Source organism: Streptomyces sp. NPDC030893 (genome assembly GCF_055571535.1).
This window is the reverse complement of record NZ_JBVIFC010000027.1, coordinates 14765-39637: the sequence shown is the minus strand read 5'-3', so window position 1 is coordinate 39637 and position 24873 is coordinate 14765. Positions and strand designations below refer to the sequence as shown.

Sequence of the window (24873 nt, the reverse complement as noted above, 5' to 3'; positions counted from 1 at the left end):
CCGGCCCCGCTACGCCGCGGGCGCGACGAGCCGGTAGCCGACGCCGCGTACGGTCTCGATGAGGGCGGGCATGCGCAGCTTGGCGCGCAGCGAGGCGACGTGCACCTCCAGGGTGCGTCCGGTCCCCTCCCAGCTGGTGCGCCACACCTCGCTGATGATCTGTTCCCGGCGGAAGACCACCCCCGGCCGCTGCGCGAGCAGGGCGAGCAGGTCGAACTCCTTGCGGGTCAGCTGGACGGCCGAACCGTTCACGCTGACCTGGCGGGTCGGCAGCTCGATGCGGACGGGACCGAGGCGCAGCTCCGTCTCCGTACTGGCCGTGGCCTCCTCGGGGACGCTGCGCCGGCTGACCGCGTGGATCCGCGCGAGCAGCTCTCCGGTGTCGTACGGCTTGACCACGTAGTCGTCGGCGCCGAGGTTGAGCCCGTGGATGCGGGAGCGGACGTCGGAGCGCGCGGTCACCATGATCACCGGTGTGCCGGTGCGCTTGCGGATCTTGCCGCACACCTCGTAGCCGTCCTGGTCGGGCAGTCCCAGGTCGAGCAGGACCACGCCGAAGCCGTTGCCCTCGGGGACGAGCGCCTGGAGGGCCTCCTCGCCGCTGCGCGCGTGGGTGACGTCGAACCCGTGCCGCGCGAGGACCGCCGACAGGGCGGCGGCGACGTGGTTGTCGTCCTCGACAAGAAGCAGTCTCACCAGGGCCCCCTTCGGTTCATCGGCCGTACGATCTCTCCGTGTACAAAAACGCGTGCACGCGCGCGTGCACCTTGCAGTGACGCCGATGGACGAGGACGGCGTCAAGAGGGTTCCGGTTGCTCTTTCGTACCGTTACCCGGCCGAAATCGGCCCTGCTCACAAGTGCTACGACAGGTGTCCGATTGCTATCGGATCGTGATGCTCAGATTCCCCTCAGATGTAATGACGCAGGTCTGGAGGATTACTACTGTCCTCCGAAACCGAGGAGGACGGAGCCCGAGAGCGATGACCGAAGTATCGGTGGCCAAGGAAGATGTGGCCGCGACCGGCGATCTGGTCGTCCTGAAGAGCGTCAACAAGCACTTCGGCGCGTTGCACGTACTCCAGGACATCGACCTGACGATCGCCCGTGGCGAAGTCGTCGTGGTCATCGGACCCTCCGGGTCCGGCAAGTCCACCCTGTGCCGCACCATCAACCGACTGGAGACGATCGACTCCGGCTCGATCACCATCGACGGAAAGCCCCTGCCCCACGAGGGCAAGGAGCTCGCCCGGCTGCGGGCCGACGTGGGCATGGTCTTCCAGTCCTTCAACCTCTTCGCGCACAAGACCGTGCTCGAGAACGTGACGCTGGGCCAGGTCAAGGTCCGCAAGAAGGACAAGAAGGCGGCCGAGGAGCGGGCCCGCGCCCTGCTCGACCGGGTCGGCGTGGGCGCGCAGGCCGAGAAGTACCCCGCGCAGCTCTCCGGTGGCCAGCAGCAGCGTGTCGCCATCGCGCGTGCCCTGGCGATGGAACCCAAGGTCATGCTGTTCGACGAGCCGACGTCGGCTCTCGACCCGGAGATGATCAACGAGGTGCTGGAGGTCATGCAGCAGCTCGCCCGGGACGGCATGACCATGATCGTCGTCACCCACGAGATGGGATTCGCCCGTTCCGCCGCCAATCGGGTGGTGTTCATGGCCGACGGTCGCATCGTCGAGCAGGCCTCGCCGGACCAGTTCTTCAGCAACCCGCGCAGCGACCGCGCCAAGGACTTCCTGTCGAAGATCCTTCACCACTGACGGCGCGCCCCGCGCCCCGACGACTTGCGTCACCGGACCTGACCGGGCCGCACCACTTCACCAGTCAAAGGATGTGCACCATGAAGCTCCGCAAGGTCACCGCCGCCTCGGCCGCCGTGTTCGCCCTTGCCCTGACCGCCACCGCGTGCGGCGGTGACGACGGCGGCGACAGCGGTTCGTCCTCCTCGGGCGGCGGCGAGAAGATCAAGATCGGCATCAAGTACGACCAGCCCGGTCTGGGTCTGAAGGAGCCCGACGGTTCCTTCTCCGGCTTCGACGTGGACGTGGCGACCTACGTCGCCAAGGAGCTCGGCTACGAGCCGAACCAGATCGAGTGGGTCGAGACCAAGAGCGCCGACCGTGAGAACGCCCTCTCGCGCGGGGACGTGAAGCTGATCGCGGCGACGTACTCGATCACCGACGAGCGCAAGCAGAAGGTCGACTTCGCCGGCCCGTACCTGCTGGCGCACCAGGACCTGCTGGTCAAGTCCGACTCGGACATCACCGAGGCCACGGACCTGAACGACAAGAAGCTCTGCTCGGTGAGCGGCTCCACCTCGGCGCAGAACGTCAAGAACGACTTCGCGAAGGATGCCCAGCTCAGCAACCGCGGCGGCTACTCGGAGTGCCTGTCCGCCCTGCAGAACGGGCAGGTGGACGCGCTGACCACCGACGACTCGATCCTCGCCGGCTACGCCGCGCAGGAGCAGTACAAGGGCAAGTTCAAGCTCGCCGGCCTGAAGCTGAGCAACGAGAACTACGGCATCGGCGTCAAGAAGGGCGACACCGAGACCGTGAACAAGGTCAACGAGGCGCTGGAGAAGATGGTCAGCGACGGTTCGTGGCAGAAGGCCGTCGACGAGAACTTCGGCCCGGCGAACTACAAGAACGAGAAGGCCCCGGAGATCGGCCAGATCGTCAAGTAGCGCGGGACTCCGCCGACGAAGGATCCCCGCGGCCGACGCGGGGATCCGCGAACGCGCCGCCGCCCACCACTCGTCCGGCGGCGGCGCGTCACGTCCGCCACGTACGTCACACACCCGGAAGCGCGGGAGATCGTGTTCGACTTTCTTTCAAACTATGACGACCCGTCCCTGCTGGGCGCTTTCTGGGTCACGGTGCAGCTCACCGTCTTCTCGGCCATCGGATCCCTGGTCTGGGGCACCCTGCTGGCCGGCATGCGGGTCAGCCCCGTACCGCTGATGCGCGGGTTCGCCACCGCATATGTGAACATCGTCCGGAACATTCCCCTGACCGTCATCATCGTCTTCACGTCGCTCGGCCTGGCCGACATCTTCGGCGTGACGATGGGCGCGCCGGACGACTTCGAACTCAAGTACTTCCGACTGGCCGTGCTCGGCCTCGTCGCCTACACCGCGGCCTTCGTGTGCGAGGCGATCCGCTCCGGCATCAACACGGTGCCCGTCGGCCAGGCGGAGGCGGCACGGGCCCTCGGACTGAGCTTCAGTCAGGTGCTCACGCTCGTCGTGCTGCCGCAGGCGTTCCGCTCGGTGATCGGCCCCCTGGCCAACGTGCTGATCGCACTGACGAAGAACACGACCGTGGCGGCCACCATCGGTGTGGCGGAAGCCGCGTTCCTGATGAAGGAAATGATCGAGAACGAGGCACAGACGCTGCTCATCGGCGCGGTCTTCGCCTTCGGGTTCGTGGTCCTGACCCTGCCCACCGGCCTGTTCCTCAACTGGCTGAGCAAGCGCCTGGCGGTGAAGCGATGACTTCTGTTCTCTACGACGCACCCGGCCCGAAGGCCAAGCGGCGCAACCTGATCTTCTCGGTCGTCTTCTTCGTCCTGCTCGCCCTGTTGCTGTGGTGGGTCTGGCGGGTGCTGGACGACAAGGGCCAGCTCGAGTGGTCCCTGTGGAAGCCCTTCACCACGTCCGAGGCCTGGACGACGTACCTGCTTCCGGGCCTGGGCGACACGCTGAAGGCGGCCGCCCTCGCCATGGTCATCGCCCTCCCGCTGGGCGCCGTTCTCGGCATCGCACGCATGTCCGATCATCGCTGGGTGCGGGTCCCGGCCGCAGCGGTGGTCGAGTTCTTCCGGGCCATCCCCGTGCTGCTGCTGATGCTGTTCGCCAACGAGTTCTTCGCCCGCTCCACGGACGTCACCAGTGAGGACCGGCCCCTCTACGCGGTCGTCACCGGCCTGGTGCTCTACAACGCCTCGGTCCTCGCCGAGGTCGTGCGCGCCGGCATCCTCGCCCTGCCCAAGGGCCAGAGCGAGGCGGCCCAGGCGATCGGCCTGCGCAAGAGCCAGACGATGAGCAGCATCCTGCTCCCGCAGGCGGTCACGGTGATGCTCCCGGCGATCGTCAGCCAGCTGGTCGTCATCGTGAAGGACACCGCGCTGGGCGGCGTGATGCTCGGCTTCACCGAGCTGCTCAACTCGCGCGGCACGCTGGCCGCCAACTACGCCAACGTCATCCCGAGCTTCATCGTGGTGGCGGTCATCTTCATCGTCCTCAACTTCATCCTCACCTCGTTCGCCTCCTGGCTCGAGGCACGGCTGCGCCGCAGCAAGCGCAGCACGGGCGCGGTGCTCGGCGCGGACGACGTCGACGACCTCAACGCGGCCGAGGTGGGTGGCACCCACGGGACGGGTGCGGAGAAGTAGCGCCCGCCGGACGCTCGGCATGACTGTGGCCCGCCGTTTCCCGGCGGGCCACAGTCATGCGAGACGTCCGCGTTGCCGATGTGCCCTACATCCCGGACTCATGTGATGAGCAGTCAAGTGCTGTGACGGGCCGCCGACCCACTTCATGATCGCCACCGGCCTTCGGTCACTTGACGCAAGCACCGGCAATAGGTTGCATACGTTCTGTGATCGTGCACCCTGCTCCATCTTCCTGTTCCTCCGCGTCCCTCCGGGCGTCACTTCGGGCAGGGGGCGCCGCGCCGTGGACCCGGTGATCATCGTCGGAGCGGGGCCCGTCGGTCTCGCGCTCGCACTGGCGCTGGCACGTCAGGAAGTGCCGTGCGTGGTCCTCGACGAGGGGCCGGGCAAGGACGAGCCCCGCCCGGCGCGCACGGTCGTGCTGCGTGAGGACACCGCCGCGCTCGTGGAGCGGCTGACCGGCGTACCGCTCGCGGAGGCCGGCGTGCGCTGGGCCGGATGGCGGTCGGTGCGGCGCAAGCAGGTGATGTACGAGGTCGCCTTCGGCGACACCGACCCCGCTCCGCTGCACATCGCCCAGCACGTCGTCACGGACGCCCTGCGGACGGCTCTCGCGGGCGAGCGGCTGGTCGAGATCGCCGTGGAGAGCCGGCTGGACGCCATGGAGCAGGAGCCCTCCGGCGTCACCGCCCGCACGCGCGGTGCGACGGGCACCTGGTGGCGCGGCAGTTACCTGGTCGGCTGCGACGGCCCCCGCTCGACCGTGCGCAAGCTCCAGGACATCCGCTTCCCCGGCCGCACCGCGGTGGAACGTCACGCCGTGGCCGCCCTGCGCACCGACCTCCCCTGGTACGACGAGGCACTGCTGCACCGCATGCCGCCGTGGCGCACGTCGGGTCCCTCGGCCGGGGAGATCACCGCGCGACCCCTGCCGGACGGGGTGTGGCGGCTGGACTGGCTGCTGCCGCCGGGCAAGGACCTGGTCACGCCCGAACTGCTGCTGACCCGGGTGCGGGAGACGCTGACCGGCTGGGGCGGCGGTCCGGCTCCCGCGTACGAACTGCTGGACACCGGGGTCCACACCGTGCACCACCGGGTGGCGCGGCGCTGGCGGGCCGATCGGGTGTTCCTCGCCGGGGACGCGGCTCATCTGCTCGGTGCGCTGGGCACGCACGGGCTGGACGAGGGGCTCCGCGACGCGGACAACCTCGCCTGGAAGCTCGCGCTGGCCTGGCACCACGGTCCTCATGAGGCGCTGCTCGACAGCTACCAGGCCGAGCGCCGCGCGATCGTCGCCGCCCGGCTGCGCGCCGCCGACCAGGCGCTGCCCCTGCTGCGGGGCGGCGGGGGGCTGCGGTCCTACGTGCCCGGCTCCGCGCGGGGGCACGACACGCTGCTGACGGACGGTCACCTGGGGCGTGGCGCCCTGGGCGCGCCGGGGACGTACGCCGGCTCCCCGCTCGCTCCCGGCCGGCTCGAGGGCGCGGCCCCGGTCGGCACGGCGCTCGGGGCGGCGGTGACGGACGTACGGGTCACGGCGGAGGACGGCACGTTCGTCCGGCTGCGGGACCGGCTCGGCCGGGGTGCGCTGCTGGTGGTGCTGATCGCGCCCGGTACGGGTGTCTGGGAGCGCCGGCACTGGATGTCCGCGGGGATCATGCCCCGGCTGGCTGCGGCCGTCTCGGCGCTGCCGCACCGGGCCGAGCTGCTGGTCGCCGAGAGCTACCCGGGAGCGGCGGCCCACACCGTGCTGCTGGTACGCCCCGACGGTCACCTGGTGACCGCGCTGAGCGGGGTCCGCCCGGCGGACCTGTACACGGCGGCGGAGGCGGTACTCGGCGGCCCGGCCACGGAGGAGAGCGGGGACGACGCGGGCACGAGGGCCGACGCGGGGGCGGGGACGCGCTGAGACGGGGGCGCGCAGGGGCGGGGTCGTGTCGGGACGGGGTCGCGCTGAGACGGGGGCGCGCAGGGGCGGAGTCCTGTCGGGACGGGTCGCGCTGAAGCGGGGGCGCACAGGGGCGGAGTCCTGTCAGGGCGGGTCGCGCTGAAGCGGGGGCGCACAGGGGCGGAGTCCTGTCAGGGCGGGTCGCGCTGAAGCGGGGGCGCACAGGGGCGGAGTCCTCTCGGGACGGGGACGCGCTGAGACGGGGCGGGTCGGGGCGGGTCGGCGTCGCTCCGCGGTCCGCATGGTGGCGCCGAGTTGAAGCGGTGATCGGCCTCGTGGTCTACTCCGCCTCGTGACCGACACCTGCGTGCACCTGTGGCGGAGGGTCCACATGGACCTCGTCCGCTACGCGGGCTGCGTGTGTCGCCCGTCCTGTTGATTCGCCCCTTCCCGCGCGCCTTCGCCGCGCGCCTTCGCGAACCCTCTTCAGGACGGTGCACATGTCTGTCTCCTCCCCTGCTCCGGCCCCCGCCTCCGCTCCCACGCAGGCGGACCTCCTCGACTTCGTACGGCGCAGCGCCGCCGACGCCGAACTGATCGCCTCCCTTCCGCTCGACCCCGAGGGGCGCACCTGGGTGCGGCTCGACGGGCCGGGCGGCAGCGAGGCCTGGCTGATCGGCTGGCCGCCGGGTACCGGCACCGGCTGGCACGACCACGCCGATTCCCTGGGTGCCTTCATGACCGCTTCGGGCGAGCTGAGGGAGAACTCGCTCACCGCGCGGCTGCCCACCGACGGCTGGCGGACCCTGGAACTCACCGACGGCGTGGACCGGGAGCGCCGGCTGACCGCCGGGCAGGGCCGCGCCTTCGGGCGGCACCATGTGCACGAGGTGCTCAACGAGTCCCCGGACCGGCACGCGGTCTCCGTGCACGCCTATTACCCGCCGTTGCCGCGGATCCGCCGTTACAGTCGCAGCGGCCGTGTTCTGCGCCTGGAGCAGGTCGAGCGACCGGAGGACTGGCAGTGAGCGAGACCAGCGAACAGCCCGGCGGCGCTGCCGGCATCGACGAGCTGCTGGAGCGCGTGCGCTCCGGCTACGAACGCGTCGGCGCCCTGGACACCCACGAGGCCGCACGCGCGGGCGAGGCGCTGCTGGTGGACATCCGGTACGCCGCGCTGCGGGACCGGGACGGGTTCGTTCCGGGCGCTCTCGTCGTGGAGCGCAACGAACTGGAGTGGCGTCTGGATCCCCGGGGCAGCCACCGCCTCCCCGAGGCCACGAGTCATGACCTGCGGGTGGTCGTGATCTGCAACGAGGGCTACGCCTCCAGTCTGGCGGCGGAGTCCCTCCACCGGCTGGGCCTGCACCGCGCCACCGATCTGGTGGGCGGCTTCCAGGCCTGGCGGGCCGCGGGCCTTCCGGTGCTGCCGACGCCGGCCGCGTAGACGCCGGCGCGGGCCGGGGCGCCGGTCCGATCGGGCCGGTGTTCCCGCGCGCTCAGCATCGCCGGCCTGTCCGCACCCGCGTAGGGGGCCCTCCCGGGTGACCGGTCGGCTCGGGCGGGGGCGGGGCGACCGGCTCGGCCGGTGGCGGCCTCGGCGCCCCGGCTGCCCATGGGGTGACCGCCGCGCGGCGGTCCTCTCCGTCAGTAGCCCTCGCCGCCGAGGAAGTCCGTGTCCTCGCCCTCCTCCTCCAGCGCCTGCCGGACCACGCGGAGGGCGAGGCCCTCGGAGTAGCCCTTGCGGGCGAGCATGCCCGCGAGGCGGCGGATGCGCTTGTCGCGGTCCAGCCCGCGGGTGGCACGCAGTTTGCGGGCCACGAGGTCACGCGCGGTCTCCTCCTCCTGCTCGGAGTCGAGCCGGGAGACGGCCGCGTCGATCAGCGTCGGGTCGACGCCCTTGGTGCGCAGTTCCCGGGCCAGCGCGCGCCGGGCCAGTCCCCGGCCGTGGTGCCGGGACTCCACCCAGGCGTCCGCGAAGGCGCTGTCGTCGATCAGTCCGACCTCCTCGAACCGGGACAGCACCTCTTCCGCTGCCTCGTCCGGGATCTCGCGCTTGCGCAGGGCGTCGGCGAGCTGCTTCCGGGTGCGCGGGGTCCCGGTGAGCAGGCGCAGGCAGATCGCCCGCGCGCGCTCGACCGGGTCCCCCGGGGGTTCCTCCCGCTCCTCCGCCCTCTGCGAGGAAGAGGCGCCCCCGTCCGCCGCGGCCGCGTCGCCGAAGGACCGGCGCCCGCGTCCGCGTCCACCGCGCGACCCGCCGTCACGCGAGCCGCCCGCCCGTGCGCCACGGCCGCGCCGCCTGCCGCCGCGGTCCGCGTCCGTGCCGTCGCCGTACGCCGTGTCACCGGCCACGGCCGGGCCGTCGCCGCCGTCGGTGCCCCTCCCCCGTGGGGCACCGGTGGCGTCGAACTCGTACTCGGCCCAGTCGGTTCGTCGGGTCACGGGTCAGCTCTTGGCCGCCGCGGCCTTGGACTTGGAGGCCTTGGCCGCCGGGGCCGGTACCGCGGCGGGCTCGGCCGGAGCGGTACCGGCGGCGTCCGCAACCGGCTCGGCGGCGGCCTCCTCGGGCCGTACGCCGACGCCCAGCTTCGTCAGGATCTTCTTCTCGATCTCGTTGGCGAGGTCGGGGTTGTCCTTCAGGAAGTTGCGGGCGTTCTCCTTGCCCTGGCCGAGCTGGTCGCCCTCGTACGTGTACCAGGCGCCGGCCTTGCGGACGAAACCGTGCTCCACGCCCATGTCGATCAGGCCGCCCTCGCGGCTGATGCCCTGGCCGTAGAGGATGTCGAACTCGGCCTGCTTGAAGGGCGGCGCCACCTTGTTCTTGACGACCTTGCAGCGGGTGCGGTTGCCGACCGCCTCGGTGCCGTCCTTGAGGGTCTCGATACGACGGATGTCGATACGCACCGAGGCATAGAACTTCAGCGCGCGGCCACCGGTCGTGGTCTCCGGGGAGCCGAACATCACGCCGATCTTCTCGCGGAGCTGGTTGATGAAGATGGCGGTGGTCTTGGACTGGTTGAGCGCGCTGGTGATCTTCCGCAGGGCCTGGCTCATCAGCCGGGCCTGCAGACCCACGTGGCTGTCGCCCATCTCGCCCTCGATCTCCGCGCGCGGGACGAGCGCCGCGACGGAGTCGATGACGATGAGGTCGAGGGCGCCGGAGCGGACCAGCATGTCCACGATCTCCAGGGCCTGCTCACCGTTGTCCGGCTGGGACAGGATCAGGTTGTCGATGTCGACGCCGAGCTTCTTCGCGTACTCGGGGTCGAGGGCGTGCTCCGCGTCCACGAAGGCGACCTGACCGCCGGCCTTCTGCGCGTTCGCCACCGCGTGCAGGGTCAGGGTCGTCTTGCCGGAGGATTCCGGTCCGTAGATCTCCACCACACGGCCGCGCGGCAGGCCGCCGACGCCGAGGGCCACGTCGAGCGCGGTCGATCCGGTCGGGATGACCTCGATGGGCTCCTTCGACCGCTCGCCCATGCGCATGACCGCGCCCTTGCCGAATTGTCGTTCAATCTGTGCGAGCGCGGCGTCGAGCGCCTTCTCGCGGTCGGTTCCTGCCATGGGTTCCACCCGGTTTGCTTGAGTCGATCGCTTCACGTCAAAGACGCTAACGCCTGCCACTGACAACGCGCCCCGACGCTTGTCCGGCCTGTGGATAACGCGGGTTCGTTTCGGTACCAACCGGGACAGAAAACCCGCCGTTGAGCCTCACCGGCCCTCCCATAAGAATGGATGTTCGATTTTCGTGTCAAGCCGCGCCACGCGGTGTCCGCGGGATGCGGCCGTCCCCTCAGGAGGCCCCGGTGTCCCCGTCGCGAGGACTCGGCACACCGGGCCTCCGGGCCCACAGGAGCCGGGCGCGCGTGAACGCTCCCGGCGCTCCGCCGGAGCGGCGGTGGCCGAGCACACGGGGGTCGTCCGTGACGTCGTACCGCCTCACGTACGCGCCGAGGAACGCCTGGAGGGTGGCGACGGCGGGGATGGCGATCAGCGCGCCGACGGCGCCCAGCAGCGCGGTGCCCGCGACGACCGAGCCGAAGGCGACCGCCGGATGGATGTCGACGGTCCTGGAGGTCAGCTTGGGCTGGAGCACGTAGTTCTCGAACTGCTGGTAGATCACCACGAAGATCAGCACCCACAGCGCGTACCAGGGGTCGACCGTGAAGGCGATCAGCATGGGGAGCGCGCCCGCGAGATACGTGCCGATGGTGGGGATGAACTGCGACACCAGTCCCACCCACACGGCCAGCACGGGCGCGTAGGGCACCTCGAGGAACTCCAGCAGCACGTAGTGCGCCACGCCGGAGACGAGCGCCATCAGTCCGCGCGAGTACAGATAGCCGCCGGTCTTGTTCACGGCGATCTCCCACGCGCGCAGCACCTCGGCCTGCCGCGCGGGCGGCAGCAGGGAGCAGACGGTGCGCCGCAGCCGGGGGCCGTCGGCGGCGAAGTAGAACGAGAACAGACCGATGGTCAGCAGCTGGAACAGACCGCCGAGGACCTGGGCGGAGACGTCGAGCACCCCGGTGGCGCTGTTCTGCACGTAGGTGCGCAGCCAGTCGGAGCGCAGCAGCCCCTCCTGGATGTCCACCCGGCGCAGCTCGGTGCGGAAGTGCGCGTTGATCCAGTTGATCACCGAGTCGAGGTACTCCGGGAAATCCTCGACGATCTTGACGATCTGTCCCGCCAGCATGGAGCCGAGCAGCGTGACGAAGCCCGCCGACGCGACCAGGATGCCCAGGAAGACGAGGAACGTGCCCAGGCCCCGGCGCACCCCGCGCGCCGCCATCCAGCTCACCGCGGGCTCGACGGCGAGTGCCAGGAAGAACGCGATGAGGATGTTCAGCAGCAGGCCGGTGAGCTGGTGGAAGGCCCAGCTGCCCAGCTGGAACACGGCGATCAGCGCGAGCGCGAGCACCATGGCCCGCGGCAGCCACCGCGGCATACGGGCGCCCGGCCGGGCCGTGGGGTCCACCGGAGGCCCGGCGGGCGGCGGCGCGCCGGGCGTGGTGGGATGCGGGGCCGCCGGCCCGGTCTCGTCAGTGGGTGCCACGGCTCAAGTCTCACCCACGCGGGCACCGGCCGTCCGCCCTCCTGCGGTCACTGTGACGATCAGCGCTTTTCCCGGGGGACGTCCATCACCGTGCAGACGACCTGCCAGACGTCCTTGGCGTCCCAGCCGTCCGCCAGCGCCTCGCGCACGGTGCGCCCGCCGAGTTCGGACATGACATGGTCGCGCGCGAAGGTCTCGGCGTAGCCCGCGCCGAAGTGCTCCGCCATCCGCTCCCAGAAAACCGTCAACCGCATGCCCCCAGTATCCCGCCTGTGGGGGTGGCCCCCGGCCACCGCGCCTGCCGGCGCCGCTTTCCGCCTACGGTCGGTCCCATGGCCGACACCGGAGCTGACCCGATGCCCCCGACGTCCCCGCCGCACGGTGCGCTCGCGCGGGCGGAGCGGTTCGTGTGGCTCACCGCGCGGGTGCTCGAACAGCGTCTCTTCGCCCACCACTTCCGGGGCGGCGGCGCGGCCCCGGTGGAGACGGCACTGGACGCCTACCGCAACGAGGACGGTGGCTACGGTCACGCACTGGAGCCCGACCTGCGCGGTCCGGTCAGCCAGCCCCTGCACACCGCCCGCGCCCTGCGCGTACTGGACGCCGTGGGACGCTGCGGCGGCCGGCGCGCGGAGGAGGTGTGCCGCTATCTGACGTCCGTCTCCACCGCGGACGGCGCGCTTGCGGCGGTCCGTCCCACGCAGCGCGGCTACCCCACGGCGCCCTTCGTACCGGTCGTGGACGACCCGCCCGGCACGCTGCCGGCCACCGGGCCGGTGGTGGGACTGCTGCACCGCAACGGGGTGTGGCACGCCTGGCTGTTCCGTGCCACGGACTTCTGCTGGCAGGCCGTGGAGTCGCTGGACGAGCCCCGCCCCTGCGAGATCGAGGCCGCCGTGGCCTTCCTGGACCACGCGCCGGACCGCGCCCGCGCGGAGGCCGCCGCCGGCAGGCTGGGCCGCCTGGTGCGCGAACGGCGGCTCGCGGCGCTCGCCCCGGACGATCCGGACGCGTACCCGGCCGCCGCCGGCGACGCCCCGGGCGGGCACCGCTTCCCGCACGACTACGCGCGGACGCCCGGCTCCCTGGCCCGCGCGTGGTTCACCGACGAGGAGATGACACGCTCCCTGGACTTCCTCGCGGCCGAGCAGCGGGAGGACGGTGGCTGGCCGATCCGCCCGCGCCGGTGGGCCCCGGGCCCGTCCCTGGAGGCCCGGTCGATGGTGACGATCGAGTCCCTGCGCACGCTCGTGGCCCACGGCCGCGCCGTCGACTGAACAGGGATGCCACGGGCCGGCCGGCCGTCCTCACCCGCCCAGCGCCCGTACCCCCGCCGTCACCACGACGGCCGCCGCGACGACGAGCAGGAACGGGGCGCGCAGGATCAGCGCCACGGCGGCGGCCCCCAGGCCGGCCGCGCGGGCGTCCAGGACCAGGGTCTGACCGTCGGAGAAGGCCTGCTGGGCCGTCAGCGCGGCGAGCAGGGCGACCGGCAGCAGCGCGGCGAGTTGCCGCACGAGAGGGCGCTCCAGCACCCCGGCGGGCACCAGCAGCCCCGCCAGTTTCACGGCGTAGCAGCCGAGGACGGTCACGCCGATGGCGATCCAGACGGTCAACGGTCCTCCTCGGGTACGTCACCGCGCGGTGTGCTCCGGCGGCCGCGCGCCCACAGCACGGCCGGTGCCGCGAGCGCGGCCACCAGCACCGGCACACCGGCCGGCAGGACGGGCAGCAGACCGAGCCCGAGGAGAACGGCGAGCCCGGCGACGGTCCGTTCGGTGCCGGTCCGCAGCATGGGGGCGAGCAGCGCCAGGAAGACCGCGGGGCCGGCCGCGTCCAGCCCCCACGCGTCGGTGTCCCCGATCGCCTCCGCGCCCAGCGCGCCGAGCAGCGTGGTGAGGTTCCACAGGACGTACAGGCTGAGCCCGGTCACCACGAACCCGATGCGGGCGCTGCGCCGGTTGGGCTGGGCGAGCGACACGGCGGCGGTCTCGTCGATGACCCACTGCGCGGCGAACGGCCGCACCGCGCGGGGCAGCGCCAGCAGCTGCGACAGCCGCAGCCCGTAGAAGGCGTTGCGCACCCCCAGGAAGAACGCGCCCGCGGCGGCCGTGAACGGGCCGCCGCCGGCAGCGAGCGCCCCCACCAGGGCGAACTGGGACGCGCCGGTGAACACCAGCAGGCTCAGCGCACAGGTCTGGAGCAGGGTGAGCCCGCTGCCCGCCGAGGTCACCCCGAAGGCGAACCCGGAGAGTCCGACGGCGATCCCGACGCCGAGGGCGTCCCGTACGACCGCGCCGTCCGGCTTCCCTCCCCCGTCGTCCCGTAGGTCCGCGAGTGCTGCTGTCCGTTCCGCTGCCACGCCCCGGACGGTACGAGAGGGCCGCCGCGCGCGTCTTGTACGTTCTTGCGCTCCCGCTGGTAGGCGCCCGGGGGCACGCCGACGATCCGGCTGAAGTGCCGGTTGAGGTGCGGCTGGTCGGTGAACCCCACCGCGAGGGCGGCCTCCGACGGCACCGTCCCCGCGTCCAGCAGCCGCCGGGCCCGCCGCACGCGCGCGTCCGTGAGCCAGGTGTGCGGCGGCATCCCGTAGGTGTCACGGAACGCGCGCAGCAGGGCGAACGGGCTGGTGCCGAGCTCGGCCGCCAGCCGCTCCAGCGTCGGTGGCGCGGCCATCCGGTCTTCCAGCACGGCACGCGCGCGTGCCGCGATCCGGGCGCCCGCGGTGCGCACCTCGCGCCGCGGCAGCGTCCCGCCGTTCAGCCGGAGCAGCCGGGTCACCGCGACGCGGAGCAGCGTGTCGGCGGCGAGCGCGTTGCCCTCGTCGGTGGCGCGCAGCACCTGGTGCACCAGATGGACGGTGTACGGGTCGTCGAGGACGGGCGTCACGAACCCGGGTGAGCCGCGCAGCGTGGTGGTCTCGGCGGCGATCGCGGCCACCACCTCCGGAGAGGGGTACACCGCCCCGTAGCGCCATCCCTCGGGGACACCCGCCCGGCCGGTGTGCGGGGTGTCGGGGTTCACCAGCGCGAGGGACCCGGCTCCCGCGTACTGGTCGCCGTCGCCGTGGTGGAAGACCTCCACGCCGTCGGCGATGGCGGCGATCACGAAGTGCTCGTGCGTGTGCCGGACGAACGTCTTGTGGATGTAGCGGGCACGCAGCAGATCGACACCGGGCAGTTCGTCGTACTGCCAGTGCCGCGCACGTTCCTTGCGCGTTTCCGCCATACGGTCATTGTCACGCGGCCCGGTCCGCCCCCGCCCGGCCCCCCGCAGCGGCGGTGCGGCCCCGATTGTCAGTGGCCGGGTGCACGATGGACGCATGGTCAGCGATCCGCTCCGAGCCCTGGACGGCTTCTCCCCCGCGACCCGCGGCTGGTTCACGGGGGCCTTCTCCGCGCCCACCGCCGCGCAGGCCGGTGCCTGGCGGGCCATCGGGGAGGGTTCGGACGTTCTGGTGGTCGCGCCCACCGGTTCCGGGAAGACCCTGGCCGCCTTCCTCGCCGCCCTGGACCAGCTGACCTCCACGCCACCGCCCGCCGAGCCCAGGAAGCGCTGCCGTGTGCTGTACGTCTCACCGTTGAAGGCCCTCGCCGTCGACGTCGAGCGCAACCTCCGCAGCCCGCTGACCGGCATCCGCCATGAGGCCGTGCGCCTGGGCCTGCCCGAGCCCGAGGTGAAGGTCGGCATCCGCTCCGGCGACACCCCGCCCGCCGAGCGCCGCGCCCTGGCCACCCGCCCGCCGGACATCCTGATCACCACCCCGGAGTCGCTGTTCCTAATGCTGACGTCGGCCGCGCGGGACGCGCTGACGGGCGTGGAGACGGTGATCCTGGACGAGGTGCACGCGGTCGCGGGCACCAAGCGCGGCGCGCACCTCGCGCTCACCCTGGAGCGGCTGGACGAGCTGCTGCCCCGCCCGGCCCGCCGCATCGGCCTCTCGGCGACGGTGCGTCCGGTGGACGAGGTCGCCCGCTTCCTCTCCCCGCGCCGCAAGGTGGAGATCGTCCAGCCGGAGTCGGGCAAGGAGTTCGACCTGTCGGTGGTGCTGCCGGTCGAGGACCTGGGCGAGCTGGGGGGTTCCCCGGTCGCCGACGGCTCGGAGGGCGCCGAACGCCCGTCGATCTGGCCGCATGTCGAGGAGCGGATCACCGATCTGGTGCAGTCGCACCGCTCGACCATCGTGTTCGCGAATTCGCGCCGCCTCGCCGAGCGCCTGTGCAACCGGCTCAACGAGATCGCCTACGAGCGGGCCACCGGGCAGCCGCTGGACGAGCATCACTCCCCCGCCGAGCTGATGGGCGGTTCCGGTGCCGCCCAGGGCGCGCCCGCGGTCATCGCGCGTGCCCACCACGGCTCGGTGTCCAAGGAGCAGCGGGCCCTGGTCGAGGAGGACCTGAAGGCGGGCCGGCTGCCCGCGGTGGTCGCCACCTCCAGCCTGGAACTGGGCATCGACATGGGCGCCGTCGACCTGGTGGTCCAGGTCGAGTCCCCGCCGTCGGTCGCCTCCGGGCTCCAGCGCGTCGGCCGCGCGGGACACCAGGTGGGCGCGGTCTCCACGGGCGTGGTGTTCCCGAAGTACCGGGGCGACCTGGTGCAGTCGGCCGTGGTCACCGAGCGGATGCGCAGCGGGGCCATCGAGTCCCTGCGCGTCCCCGCCAACCCGCTCGACGTCCTGGCCCAGCAGCTCGTCGCCATGACGGCCATGGACACCTGGCAGCTCGACGACCTGCTCGCCCTGGTCCGCCGCGCGGCGCCGTTCGCCTCCCTGCCCGAGTCCGCGTTCACGGGCGTCCTGGACATGCTCGCCGGACGCTACCCGTCCGACGCCTTCGCGGAACTGCGCCCGCGCGTGGTGTGGGACCGGGTCACGGGCGAGATCACCGGCCGCCCCGGCGCCCAGCGCCTCGCCGTCACCTCCGGGGGCACGATCCCCGACCGGGGCCTCTTCGGGGTGTTCCTGGCGGGCGCCGACCCCAAGAAGGGCGGCGGCCGGGTCGGCGAGCTCGACGAGGAGATGGTCTACGAGTCCCGCGTGGGCGACGTCTTCACCCTCGGCACCAGTTCCTGGCGCATCGAGGACATCACACGCGACCGGGTGCTCGTCTCCCCCGCGCCGGGTGTGCCGGGCCGGCTGCCGTTCTGGAAGGGCGACCAGCTGGGCCGTCCCCTGGAGCTGGGCCGCGCGGTGGGCGCCTTCCTGCGCGAGGTGGGCTCACAGCCGGAGGAGGACGCCCGGCTGCGGCTCCGCGCGGCGGGCCTCGACGCCTGGGCCGCGGACAACGTGCTGTCCTACCTCGGCGAACAGCGCGAGGCCTGCGGCCACGTCCCCGACGACCGGACCATCGTCGTCGAGCGCTTCCGCGACGAGCTCGGCGACTGGCGGGTCGTCGTGCACTCCCCGTTCGGCGCCCAGGTGCACGCCCCGTGGGCGCTCGCCCTCGGCGCCCGTCTCTCCGAGCGCTACGGCATGGACGCCCAGGTGATGCACGCCGACGACGGCATCGTGCTGCGCCTGCCGGACGCCGATCTGATGAGCCTCGACCTGCTCGACCAGGACCCGGCGAAGGCCGGCACCGAGTACGACGCGGACCAGGCGCCCGTGGGCGCCGCCGACGTCGTCTTCGACAAGGGCGAGGTCGACCAGGTCGTCACCGACCAGGTGGGCGGCTCGGCGCTGTTCGCCTCCCGGTTCCGCGAGTGCGCCGCCCGCGCGCTGCTGCTGCCGCGCCGCAACCCCGGCCGGCGCACCCCGCTGTGGCAGCAGCGCCAGCGCGCCTCCCAGCTGCTCCAGGTGGCCGGGGAGTTCGGCTCGTTCCCGATCATCCTGGAAGCGGTGCGCGAATGCCTCCAGGACGTCTTCGACGTTCCCGGACTCGTCGAGCTGATGGGCGACCTGGAGTCCCGCAAGGTGCGTCTGGTGGAGGTCACCACCCCGGAGCCGTCCCCGTTCGCCCGCTCCCTCCTCTTCGGCTACGTCGCCCAGTTCCTGTACGAGGGCGACTCCCCGCTCGCCGAGCGCCGCGCCGCCGCCCTGTCGCTGGACTCGCGGCTGCTGGCCGAGCTGCTCGGCCAGGCCGAGCTGCGCGAACTGCTCGACGCCGAGGTGCTGACCGAACTGGAGCGCGAGCTGCAGTGGCTCACCGAGGACCGGCGCGTCAAGGACGCGGAGGGCGTGGCCGACCTGCTGCGGCTGCTGGGCCCGCTCACCGACGGCGAACTCGCCGAGCGTGGCGCCGAGCCGCAGTGGGCGCAGGAGCTGGCCTCCGCGCGGCGCGCCATCCGGGTGCGGGTGGCCGGCGCCGACCACTGGGCGGCGGTCGAGGACGCCGGCCGGCTGCGCGACGCGCTGGGGACGGCGCTGCCGGTCGGTGTACCGGAGGCGTTCACCGAACCCGTCAAGGACCCCCTCGGCGACCTCCTCGCACGGTACGCGCGCACCCACGGCCCGTTCACCTCGGCCACGGCGGCCGGCCGCTTCGGGCTGGGCGTCGCCGTCACCGAGGGCGCTCTGCAGCGGCTCACGGCGGCGGGCCGGGTCGTCCAGGGCGAGTTCCACCCCGCCGGGATCGGACAGGAGTGGTGCGACACGGCCGTGCTGCGCCGGCTGCGCCGCCGTTCCCTGGCCGCGCTGCGCCACGAGCTGGAGCCGGTGCCGCCGGCCTCGCTCGCCCAGTTCCTCCCCCAGTGGCAGCACATCGGCAAGGGGCACACCCTGCGCGGCGTCGACGGGCTGGTGCGCGCCGTCGAGCAGTTGCAGGGCGCCTCCGTGCCCGCGTCCGCCCTGGAGAAGCTGATCCTGCCGTCCCGGGTGGCGGACTACGCCCCGGCGATGCTGGACGAGCTCACCGCCGCGGGCGAGGTGGTGTGGGCCGGCGCCGGTTCGCTCCCCGGGAAGGACGGCTGGGTCTCCCTCTACCTCGCGGACACGGCCCCCCTGCTGCTGCCTCCCCCGCACCCCCTGGAGCTCACCGCGCTCCACCGGTCCGTCCTGGACGCCCTCACCGGCGGCTACGGCCTGTTCTTCCGCCAGATCGCCGACCAGGTCCGCGCCACCACGCACCCGGAGGCGACCGACCCCCAGCTGGCCGACGCCCTGTGGGACCTCGTCTGGTCCGGGCGGCTGACCAACGACACGCTCGCCCCCATGCGCTCCCTGCTGGGTTCCGGCCGCACGGCGGGCTCCACCGCCCACCGCGCGAAGCGCCCGGTCCCGCGCGGACGCTACGGCTCGCTCACCGCGGCCGCCCGCACCGCCTCGCGCACCGGCCCGCCGACCGTCGCCGGCCGCTGGTCCCTGCTGCCGGGCCGGGAGGCCGACCCCACGGTCCGTGCCCACGCGCTGGCGCACACCCTTCTGGACCGGCACGGTGTGGTGACCCGGGGCGCGGTCTCCGCGGAGGGCGTCGAGGGCGGCTTCTCGGCGACGTACCGCATCCTGTCCGCGTTCGAGGAGACTGGTCAGGCCCGCCGCGGCTATGTGGTGGAGGGACTGGGTGCGGCCCAGTTCGCGATGGACGGGGCGGTGGACCGTCTCCGCGCGGCGGCCAACGCCCGCGAGAGGGGCGACGGACGTCCGGCCCCGGAGCCGACCGGCCCCTTCGGCGGTGCACCGGACCCCTTCGGGACCGCCCCGGGTCACGACGGCTACCCCGGCCCCCAGGACTCGCCGTACCCCCGTTCCTCCCCCGGCACATACGTCTCCCCGCGCGACCTGGCCGCACAGGCCCCGCCCCCGTGGACGAACGGCGGGGGGCCGTCGTACGACCCCTTCGCCGGCCGTCGTACCGGTCCGGACCGCTCCGGACGCGCCGTCGTCCTCGCCGCCGCCGACCCGGCGAACGCGTACGGTGCCGCGCTGGGCTGGCCCGAGCCCCCGACCGGCGCCGGGCACAAGCCCGGCCGCAAGGCGGGCTCCCTGGTGGTGCTGGTGGACGGCGAGCTGACGCTCTACATGGAGCGCGGCGGCAAGACACTGCTGGCCTGGCCCGCGGCGCCCGACGGCGAACCCGTGGACGATCCCCGGCTGCCGGCCGCCGCCGCGGCCCTCGCCGACGCCGCCCGCGCGGGCTCCCTCGGCACGGTCACGGTGGAGCGGATCAACGGCACCTCGGCCCTGACCTCCCCGCTGGGCACGCTCCTGGAGACCGCGGGCTTCGTCGCCACCCCCAGGGGCCTGCGGCTGCGCGCCTGACGCACCGCCCGCCCCGGCCGGCGACCCCCGCCCCCTCTGCCGGCACCGCGGCCCCGGGCGAAGGCCATGGCCGCCCGCCTGCCCCGCCCCTCCGCGTCCCGCGTGCCACCCTTGACCCATGCCCGAAGGAGACACGGTCCGGCAGGCCGCGCGACGGCTCCACGAGGCCCTCGCGGGCCGGGTGCTGACCCGCAGCGACCTCCGCGTGCCCCGGTTCGCCACGGCCGACCTCACCGGCCGCACCGTGCTGGACGTCACCCCGCGCGGCAAGCATCTGCTGACCCGCCTCGAGGGCGGCCTGACCCTCCACTCGCACCTGATGATGGACGGCTCCTGGCGGGTGTACGCCACCGGACAGCGCTGGAACGGCGGCCCCGCCCACCAGATCCGCGCCGTCCTCGGCACCGGCGACCGCACGGCCGTCGGCTACCGCCTGCCCGTCCTGGAACTGCTGCGCACCACCGACGAGGACCGCGTGGTCGGCCACCTCGGACCGGACCTCCTGGGCCCCGACTGGGACCCCGTACTCGCTCTCGCCAACCTGTCGCAGGACCCGGCCCGCCCGCTGGGCGAGGCACTCCTCGACCAGCGCAACCTCGCCGGTGTCGGCAATGTGTTCAAGAGCGAGCTCTGCTTCCTGCTCGGCGTCACCCCCTGGCTCCCCGTGGGCGACCTCCCCGCCGACCGCGCGGCGAAGCTGCCGGAACTCGCCAAGAAGCTGCTGGAGTTCAACCGCGAACGCCCGGTCCGCAACACGACGGGCCGCCGAGAACAGGACCTCTTCGTGTACGGCCGCGCCCGCCGGCCCTGTCTGCGCTGCGGCACCCCGATCCGTCTCGCCGACCAGGGCGACGGCTCCCGTGAACGCCCCACGTACTGGTGCCCCACGTGTCAGGCCGGTCCGACCCCCGCGTACCCGCACGGCGCCTCCCCGCGCTGACCGCCCACCGGCACACCCGCGCGGTGACCCGCCGTCAGCTCCGCCCCCATCGTCCGGCCCCGCGCCGGCCTCGCCGCCACCACTGCTCCGCCGCGAGGGCCCGCTCAGCCCGTGTGCACCGCAAGCACGCTGAGCCCCACCCGCCGGCCGCACCAATCCATCCGGCCCACCACCACAGCGCCCCGAGCCCCGGCGCCGCCCACCACAGCGCCCGAGCCCCGAGCGCGGCCCCCGGTGCGCGGCCCGTCCCGCCGTCGCTCCCGGCGGGCCGGGCCGCACCCCTCGGGGCCCACGCCCGTGTCAGCCGTTCGCGGCCTGGAACATCCAGTGCTGCTTCTCGAGGTCGCCGGTGACCGCGATGAGCATGTCCTGGCTCACCGGGTCGGGCTCCTCGGTCGACCTGACTCGCTCGCGCATGCGGGCGATCACCGCGCCCAGCGCGTCCACCATCGCGCTCACCGCCGCCGAGTCGTCGACCCAGCCCTCGGGCGTCACACCGATCCCGCTGCCGACGGCCACCGTCGCGGCGCGCCCGTCGGGCGAGACGCCCAGGGCCGAAGCCCGTTCGGCGACGGTGTCCGAGTGCGTACGCGCCACGGACACCACCTCGTCGAGCTGGAGATGAACGGAGCGGAAGCGTGGCCCGACCACGTTCCAGTGGATCTGCTTCGCCACCAGGGCGAGGTCCACCAGGTCGACCAGGGCGCCCTGCAGCGCCTCGGACACCGTCTTCAGGTTCTCGTCGGACAACGGGCTCTTCACGACGTACATCCGCACCTCCGTGGCTGGCCCCCCGCCTCGTTCTTCAACCATGACGGCACGGCGCCCCACCGGCAAACGCACACCCGGCGGCGGCCCCCGGACGCGAAAAACCCCGGCGGCACCCTTCCGGTTCCTCCGGAAGGGCCCCTACCGGGGCATCCCACACCTTCACGCCGCGCGGGCGCCGAGCACCGCTCTCAGGCGGCGACGACGTCCACCGCCTCGGCGGGTGCCTTGATGGTCACCCGTTCCGGTGGCACACCGGTCACCGACACGGAACCCAGCATCGGACGAACCGGCGTGGGTACGGGCTCGCTGGGGGTCGCTGCAGCAGACTGGGCCAGCTCGGCGAGGGCGAGCTCGTCGCTCACTTCCCGCATGAGCTCGGACATCCGTACGTCCAACGCGTCGCAGATGGCGGAGAGCAGCTCGGAGGAAGCCTCCTTCTGCCCCCGCTCCACCTCGGAGAGATAGCCGAGTGAGACTCGGGCGGACGAGGAGACTTCGCGCAGAGTACGGCCCTGGCGCTGGCGCTGCCGACGCAGCACGTCACCCAGCAGGCGACGGAGCAGAATCATCGGTGGCTCCCTCCTCGGACCGCGTAGCCGCATCCTTCACGCCCCACCGTACCGCCTTGCGCCGCGGCCGTGCGGGGAGCGATGTCGTGTTCACTCAGGGCTGCAAACATCAAAACCCCCCGTTCCGTTCCGTATCCTGTGCCCGCTCATTTCCGGTCTGTTCGCCCGCGAGCTCCGTCAGAAGCAGGGCGAGTACGCTCCGTACACTCTCCATACGAATTTCCGCACGGTCGCCGTTCAACCGCAGATGCTCCACTTTTCCGCCGGCGGCGGAAGCGGAGTCCGCCCCGGGGGGCCCGGCCACGGCCACGAACACCGTCCCGACGTCCTGGCCGTCCTGCGGGTCCGGGCCGGCGACGCCGGTGGTGGCGAGGCCCCAGTCGGCGCCCAGCGCTTCGCGGACGCCTGCCGCCATCCCGGCCGCCACCTGCGGATCCACCGCTCCCCGCTCGGCCAGCAGAGTGGCATCCACGCCGAGCAGCCGGTGCTTCAGGTCGGTGGCGTAGGCCGTCACCGATCCCCGGAAGACCTTGGAAGCCCCCGGTACGGAGGTGATCTCCGCCGCCACCAGGCCACCGGTCAGCGACTCGGCGACGGCGAGCGTTCCGCCGTTCACGGTGAGTAGTCGCACCACCTCGGTGGCCGTGGAACTCACGCTTCCTTCTCCTCCAACGCCGCCTTGCGCTCGGCGATTCCCTGCCTGCGGAGCACAATGGCCTGTTTCACATAGTCGAGTCCGGTCACCACGGTCAGGACGACCGCCGCGGCCATCACCCACCACCGCAGCGTCGCCAGCCACCCCGTCAGCGCCAGCACATACATGCCGACGGCGACCCCCTGGGTGAGGGTCTTGAGCTTCCCCCCGCGGCTCGCGGGGATCACGCCGTAGCGAATGACCAGGAAACGCAGCAGCGTGATGCCGAGTTCCCGGCCGAGGATGACGCCGGTGACCCACCACGGCAGATCGCCCAGCCCGGAGAGACAGATCAGCGCCGCACCCATGATCGCCTTGTCGGCGATGGGGTCGGCGATCTTCCCGAAGTCGGTGACGAGGTCGTAGGTGCGGGCCAGGTGACCGTCGAACAGGTCGGTGATCATGGCGATGGCGAAGGCCGCCCAGGCCAGGGACCGCCACGCCGGGTCATAGCCCCCGTCGGCGAGCATCAGCATGACGAACGCCGGCACCAGGAGCAGCCGGAGCATGGTCAGCAGGTTGGCGATGTTCCAGACACTGGCCTGATTGACGGCCGCCGCCGCGATCTTCCCGCCCCGGGCCGCCTTCGTACCGTCCTCGGCGTCGCCGGACGGGACCACGGCGGCCGCTTCGTCGTCGCGCGGCCGGGCCCCGGCGCCGCGCCGGGCCGGACCGCCGCCGGACGACCCGGGGGCCGTCCCGCGTGACTCCCGCGCCGCGACCGTGCGACCGGGCGCCGAGCCCGGTACGCCCGCGGACGCGGTGCCCGCCGCTCTCCTCGCGCCGGAGGTGCCGCCTGCCGCCGATGCCGGAGCACCCGTCATCTGCCCGCCTCCTCACTTCGCGCGAGCGAACCCTGGAACAGCGGCTCGGCCACCAGGTCGACACCTTCCGTACCGACCACCTTCGCCTCGACCATACGGCCGACGCTCAGTCCCTCGCCGCTCGTGAGCAGCACCTGGCCGTCCGTCTCGGGAGCCTGGTGCGCGGCCCGGCCGTACACGCCCTCCTCCGCGTCCACGGATTCCACCAGCACGTGCACGGTCTCGCCGACCCGCTCCTCGGCGCGCTGCGAGACGAGCTCCTCGGCCATCCGGGAGACACGGGCCAGCCGCTCCGTGACGACGTCCTCCTCCAGCTTGCTCTCGTACGTCGCCGCCTCGGTGCCCTCCTCGTCGGAGTAGCCGAAGACGCCGATGGCGTCCAGCCGGGCGTGGTTCAGGAACCGCTCCAGCTCGGCGAGGTCGGCCGCGGACTCGCCGGGGAACCCGACGATGAAGTTGGAGCGCACACCGGCCTGGGGCGCCTTGCCCCGGATCGTGTCGAGCAGCTCCAGGAAGCGGTCGGTGTCACCGAAGCGGCGCATCGCGCGCAGCACGTCGGGCGCGGAGTGCTGGAAGGACAGGTCGAAGTAGGGGGCGACCTTCGGGGTGGAGGTCAGCACGTCGATCAGTCCGGGCCGCATCTCGGCCGGCTGGAGGTAGCTCACCCGTACCCGCTCGAGGCCGTCGACCTCGGCGAGCTCGGGCAGCAGGGACTCCAGCAGGCGGATGTCGCCCAGGTCCTTGCCGTAGGACGTGTTGTTCTCGGAGACCAGCATGATCTCCTTCACGCCCTGTTCGGCCAGCCACCGGGTCTCGTTCAGCACGTCGCTCGGCCGGCGCGAGATGAAGGAGCCGCGGAAGGAGGGGATGGCGCAGAACGAGCAGCGCCGGTCGCAGCCGGAGGCGAGCTTCACCGAGGCGACCGGGGCGCCGTCCAGCCGGCGGCGCAGGGGTGCCCGGGGGCCGGAGGCCGGGGCGAGACCCTCGGGGAGGTCCACCGGGCCGTGCCCCGGCAGCGCGACGGAAGCGGCGGAGTCCTGCCGCTCGGCCGGGCTGATCGGCAGCAGCTTGCGGCGGTCACGCGGTGTGTGGGAGGCGTGGATGCCGCCGTTGAGGATGGTCTGGAGGCGGTCGGAGATGTCGGTGTAGTCGTCGAAGCCGAGCACGCCGTCGGCCTCGGGAAGGGCCTCGGCGAGTTCCTTGCCGTACCGCTCGGCCATGCAGCCCACCGCCACGACGGCCTGCGTTCTCCCGTGTCCCTTGAGGTCGTTGGCCTCCAGGAGGGCGTCGACGGAGTCCTTCTTCGCGGCTTCGACGAAGCCGCAGGTGTTGACGACGGCCACGTCGGCGTCCTCGGCGTCCTCCACGAGCTGCCAGCCGTCCGCCTCCAAACGGCCTGCGAGCTCCTCCGAGTCCACCTCGTTGCGGGCGCAGCCAAGAGTGACGAGTGCGACGGTACGGCGTTCAGGCATGGGCTCAAGACTACTTCGTCCCGCCGACACCCCACGTCGACGGGGTTGGCCGATCATGGCCGACCCCGCCGC

The 24873-nt window shown here is 72.7% G+C and carries 24 protein-coding genes; 11 read left to right on the top strand and 13 right to left on the bottom strand.

The window, feature by feature from the left end; translation table 11 throughout:
* Positions 1-9: 9 nt before the first annotated feature.
* On the bottom strand, positions 10-696 hold the full coding sequence (locus ACZ434_RS31540) for a response regulator transcription factor (protein WP_468461925.1): 687 nt from the start codon (positions 694-696) through the stop codon (positions 10-12).
* A gap of 285 nt (positions 697-981) precedes the next feature.
* Between ACZ434_RS31540 and ACZ434_RS31535 the strand changes: the two genes are divergently transcribed.
* The 8 genes from ACZ434_RS31535 (at position 982) to ACZ434_RS31500 (ending at position 7728) form a co-directional block, all read left to right on the top strand.
* On the top strand, positions 982-1758 hold the full coding sequence (locus ACZ434_RS31535) for an amino acid ABC transporter ATP-binding protein (RefSeq protein ID WP_189558102.1): 777 nt from the start codon (positions 982-984) through the stop codon (positions 1756-1758).
* Positions 1759-1838: 80 nt separating this feature from the next.
* Positions 1839-2684 carry a glutamate ABC transporter substrate-binding protein gene (locus tag ACZ434_RS31530; RefSeq protein WP_468461923.1) on the top strand — a complete coding sequence of 282 codons (846 nt, stop codon included), beginning with the start codon at positions 1839-1841 and terminating at the stop codon, positions 2682-2684.
* A 132-nt stretch (positions 2685-2816) separates the two neighbouring features.
* Entirely contained in the window at positions 2817-3494 is a 678-nt protein-coding gene (locus ACZ434_RS31525) for an amino acid ABC transporter permease (protein ID WP_468461921.1), read from the top strand.
* Positions 3491-4393 (top strand): amino acid ABC transporter permease, encoded by a 903-nt coding sequence (locus ACZ434_RS31520; protein ID WP_468461919.1) that lies wholly within the window; start codon positions 3491-3493, stop codon positions 4391-4393. The genes ACZ434_RS31525 and ACZ434_RS31520 overlap by 4 nt, the downstream gene beginning before the upstream one ends.
* Before the next feature lie 283 nt (positions 4394-4676).
* Positions 4677-6302 carry an FAD-dependent monooxygenase gene (locus tag ACZ434_RS31515; protein WP_468461917.1) on the top strand — a complete coding sequence of 542 codons (1626 nt, stop codon included), beginning with the start codon at positions 4677-4679 and terminating at the stop codon, positions 6300-6302.
* A gap of 370 nt (positions 6303-6672) precedes the next feature.
* Entirely contained in the window at positions 6673-6720 is a 48-nt protein-coding gene (locus ACZ434_RS31510) for a hypothetical protein (RefSeq protein ID WP_309506048.1), read from the top strand.
* Positions 6721-6781: 61 nt separating this feature from the next.
* On the top strand, positions 6782-7309 hold the full coding sequence (locus tag ACZ434_RS31505) for a cupin domain-containing protein (protein WP_468461915.1): 528 nt from the start codon (positions 6782-6784) through the stop codon (positions 7307-7309).
* Positions 7306-7728: a rhodanese-like domain-containing protein gene (locus tag ACZ434_RS31500; RefSeq protein WP_468461913.1), complete on the top strand. Its 423-nt coding sequence runs from the start codon at positions 7306-7308 to the stop codon at positions 7726-7728. The genes ACZ434_RS31505 and ACZ434_RS31500 overlap by 4 nt, the downstream gene beginning before the upstream one ends.
* 200 nt (positions 7729-7928) lie before the next feature.
* Here ACZ434_RS31500 and recX read toward each other — a convergent pair whose 3' ends face one another.
* The 4 genes from recX to ACZ434_RS31480 form a co-directional block, all read right to left on the bottom strand.
* Positions 7929-8723, bottom strand: a complete 795-nt coding sequence (gene recX / locus ACZ434_RS31495; protein ID WP_468461911.1) for a recombination regulator RecX — start codon at positions 8721-8723, stop codon at positions 7929-7931.
* Between the two features lie 3 nt (positions 8724-8726).
* Positions 8727-9845: a recombinase RecA gene (recA, locus tag ACZ434_RS31490; protein WP_468461909.1), complete on the bottom strand. Its 1119-nt coding sequence runs from the start codon at positions 9843-9845 to the stop codon at positions 8727-8729.
* A 229-nt stretch (positions 9846-10074) separates the two neighbouring features.
* Positions 10075-11337 carry an AI-2E family transporter gene (locus ACZ434_RS31485; protein WP_468461907.1) on the bottom strand — a complete coding sequence of 421 codons (1263 nt, stop codon included), beginning with the start codon at positions 11335-11337 and terminating at the stop codon, positions 10075-10077.
* A gap of 59 nt (positions 11338-11396) precedes the next feature.
* The gene (locus tag ACZ434_RS31480) at positions 11397-11591 is read right to left on the bottom strand and encodes a DUF3046 domain-containing protein (protein WP_468461905.1); all 195 of its coding nucleotides are present in this window, start codon (positions 11589-11591) and stop codon (positions 11397-11399) included.
* A 78-nt stretch (positions 11592-11669) separates the two neighbouring features.
* Here ACZ434_RS31480 and ACZ434_RS31475 point away from each other — a divergent pair, with 78 nt between their 5' ends.
* Positions 11670-12614 carry a hypothetical protein gene (locus ACZ434_RS31475; RefSeq protein WP_468461903.1) on the top strand — a complete coding sequence of 315 codons (945 nt, stop codon included), beginning with the start codon at positions 11670-11672 and terminating at the stop codon, positions 12612-12614.
* 30 nt (positions 12615-12644) lie between these two features.
* Here the strand turns inward: ACZ434_RS31475 and ACZ434_RS31470 are convergent, their stop codons facing one another.
* Genes ACZ434_RS31470 through ACZ434_RS31460 form a run of 3 tightly spaced genes read right to left on the bottom strand, consistent with a single transcriptional unit; the run spans position 12645 to position 14565 of the window.
* The gene (locus ACZ434_RS31470; protein ID WP_468461901.1) at positions 12645-12953 is read right to left on the bottom strand and encodes an AzlD domain-containing protein; all 309 of its coding nucleotides are present in this window, start codon (positions 12951-12953) and stop codon (positions 12645-12647) included.
* Positions 12950-13570: an AzlC family ABC transporter permease gene (locus ACZ434_RS31465; protein ID WP_468461899.1), complete on the bottom strand. Its 621-nt coding sequence runs from the start codon at positions 13568-13570 to the stop codon at positions 12950-12952. The genes ACZ434_RS31470 and ACZ434_RS31465 overlap by 4 nt, the downstream gene beginning before the upstream one ends.
* Positions 13567-14565, bottom strand: a complete 999-nt coding sequence (locus tag ACZ434_RS31460) for an AraC family transcriptional regulator (protein WP_468461896.1) — start codon at positions 14563-14565, stop codon at positions 13567-13569. Before ACZ434_RS31460 ends, ACZ434_RS31465 begins: the two co-directional genes overlap by 4 nt.
* A gap of 94 nt (positions 14566-14659) precedes the next feature.
* Between ACZ434_RS31460 and ACZ434_RS31455 the strand changes: the two genes are divergently transcribed.
* Both ACZ434_RS31455 and ACZ434_RS31450 read left to right on the top strand, forming a co-directional pair.
* Positions 14660-19531: an ATP-dependent helicase gene (locus tag ACZ434_RS31455; RefSeq protein WP_468461894.1), complete on the top strand. Its 4872-nt coding sequence runs from the start codon at positions 14660-14662 to the stop codon at positions 19529-19531.
* 118 nt (positions 19532-19649) lie between these two features.
* Entirely contained in the window at positions 19650-20471 is an 822-nt protein-coding gene (locus tag ACZ434_RS31450) for an Fpg/Nei family DNA glycosylase (protein WP_468461892.1), read from the top strand.
* 300 nt (positions 20472-20771) lie between these two features.
* Here ACZ434_RS31450 and ACZ434_RS31445 read toward each other — a convergent pair whose 3' ends face one another.
* From ACZ434_RS31445 to rimO, 5 genes are all read right to left on the bottom strand, one after another.
* Positions 20772-21242, bottom strand: a complete 471-nt coding sequence (locus ACZ434_RS31445; RefSeq protein WP_468461890.1) for a Dps family protein — start codon at positions 21240-21242, stop codon at positions 20772-20774.
* 188 nt (positions 21243-21430) lie between these two features.
* Positions 21431-21811, bottom strand: coding sequence for a helix-turn-helix domain-containing protein (locus tag ACZ434_RS31440; protein WP_003993396.1), 381 nt, complete (start codon positions 21809-21811; stop codon positions 21431-21433).
* A 109-nt stretch (positions 21812-21920) separates the two neighbouring features.
* Positions 21921-22466: a CinA family protein gene (locus ACZ434_RS31435; RefSeq protein WP_468461888.1), complete on the bottom strand. Its 546-nt coding sequence runs from the start codon at positions 22464-22466 to the stop codon at positions 21921-21923.
* Positions 22463-23329 carry a CDP-diacylglycerol--glycerol-3-phosphate 3-phosphatidyltransferase gene (gene pgsA / locus ACZ434_RS31430; protein WP_468461886.1) on the bottom strand — a complete coding sequence of 289 codons (867 nt, stop codon included), beginning with the start codon at positions 23327-23329 and terminating at the stop codon, positions 22463-22465. The genes ACZ434_RS31435 and pgsA overlap by 4 nt, the downstream gene beginning before the upstream one ends.
* Complete coding sequence (rimO, locus tag ACZ434_RS31425) at positions 23326-24801, bottom strand: 30S ribosomal protein S12 methylthiotransferase RimO (protein ID WP_468461884.1); 1476 nt, start codon at positions 24799-24801, stop codon at positions 23326-23328. Before rimO ends, pgsA begins: the two co-directional genes overlap by 4 nt.
* Positions 24802-24873: the final 72 nt, after the last annotated feature.

Coding starts and splice junctions, on each gene's coding strand:
- ACZ434_RS31535 (WP_189558102.1), top strand. CDS start 982: ATGACCGAAGTATCGGTGGCCAAGGAAGATGTGGCCGCGACCGGCGAT.
- ACZ434_RS31530 (WP_468461923.1), top strand. CDS start 1,839: ATGAAGCTCCGCAAGGTCACCGCCGCCTCGGCCGCCGTGTTCGCCCTT.
- ACZ434_RS31520 (WP_468461919.1), top strand. CDS start 3,491: ATGACTTCTGTTCTCTACGACGCACCCGGCCCGAAGGCCAAGCGGCGC.
- ACZ434_RS31505 (WP_468461915.1), top strand. CDS start 6,782: ATGTCTGTCTCCTCCCCTGCTCCGGCCCCCGCCTCCGCTCCCACGCAG.
- recA (WP_468461909.1), bottom strand. CDS start 9,845: ATGGCAGGAACCGACCGCGAGAAGGCGCTCGACGCCGCGCTCGCACAG.
- ACZ434_RS31480 (WP_468461905.1), bottom strand. CDS start 11,591: ATGCGGTTGACGGTTTTCTGGGAGCGGATGGCGGAGCACTTCGGCGCG.
- ACZ434_RS31475 (WP_468461903.1), top strand. CDS start 11,670: ATGGCCGACACCGGAGCTGACCCGATGCCCCCGACGTCCCCGCCGCAC.
- ACZ434_RS31460 (WP_468461896.1), bottom strand. CDS start 14,565: ATGGCGGAAACGCGCAAGGAACGTGCGCGGCACTGGCAGTACGACGAA.
- ACZ434_RS31455 (WP_468461894.1), top strand. CDS start 14,660: ATGGTCAGCGATCCGCTCCGAGCCCTGGACGGCTTCTCCCCCGCGACC.
- ACZ434_RS31450 (WP_468461892.1), top strand. CDS start 19,650: ATGCCCGAAGGAGACACGGTCCGGCAGGCCGCGCGACGGCTCCACGAG.
- ACZ434_RS31445 (WP_468461890.1), bottom strand. CDS start 21,242: ATGTACGTCGTGAAGAGCCCGTTGTCCGACGAGAACCTGAAGACGGTG.
- ACZ434_RS31440 (WP_003993396.1), bottom strand. CDS start 21,811: ATGATTCTGCTCCGTCGCCTGCTGGGTGACGTGCTGCGTCGGCAGCGC.
- pgsA (WP_468461886.1), bottom strand. CDS start 23,329: ATGACGGGTGCTCCGGCATCGGCGGCAGGCGGCACCTCCGGCGCGAGG.
- rimO (WP_468461884.1), bottom strand. CDS start 24,801: ATGCCTGAACGCCGTACCGTCGCACTCGTCACTCTTGGCTGCGCCCGC.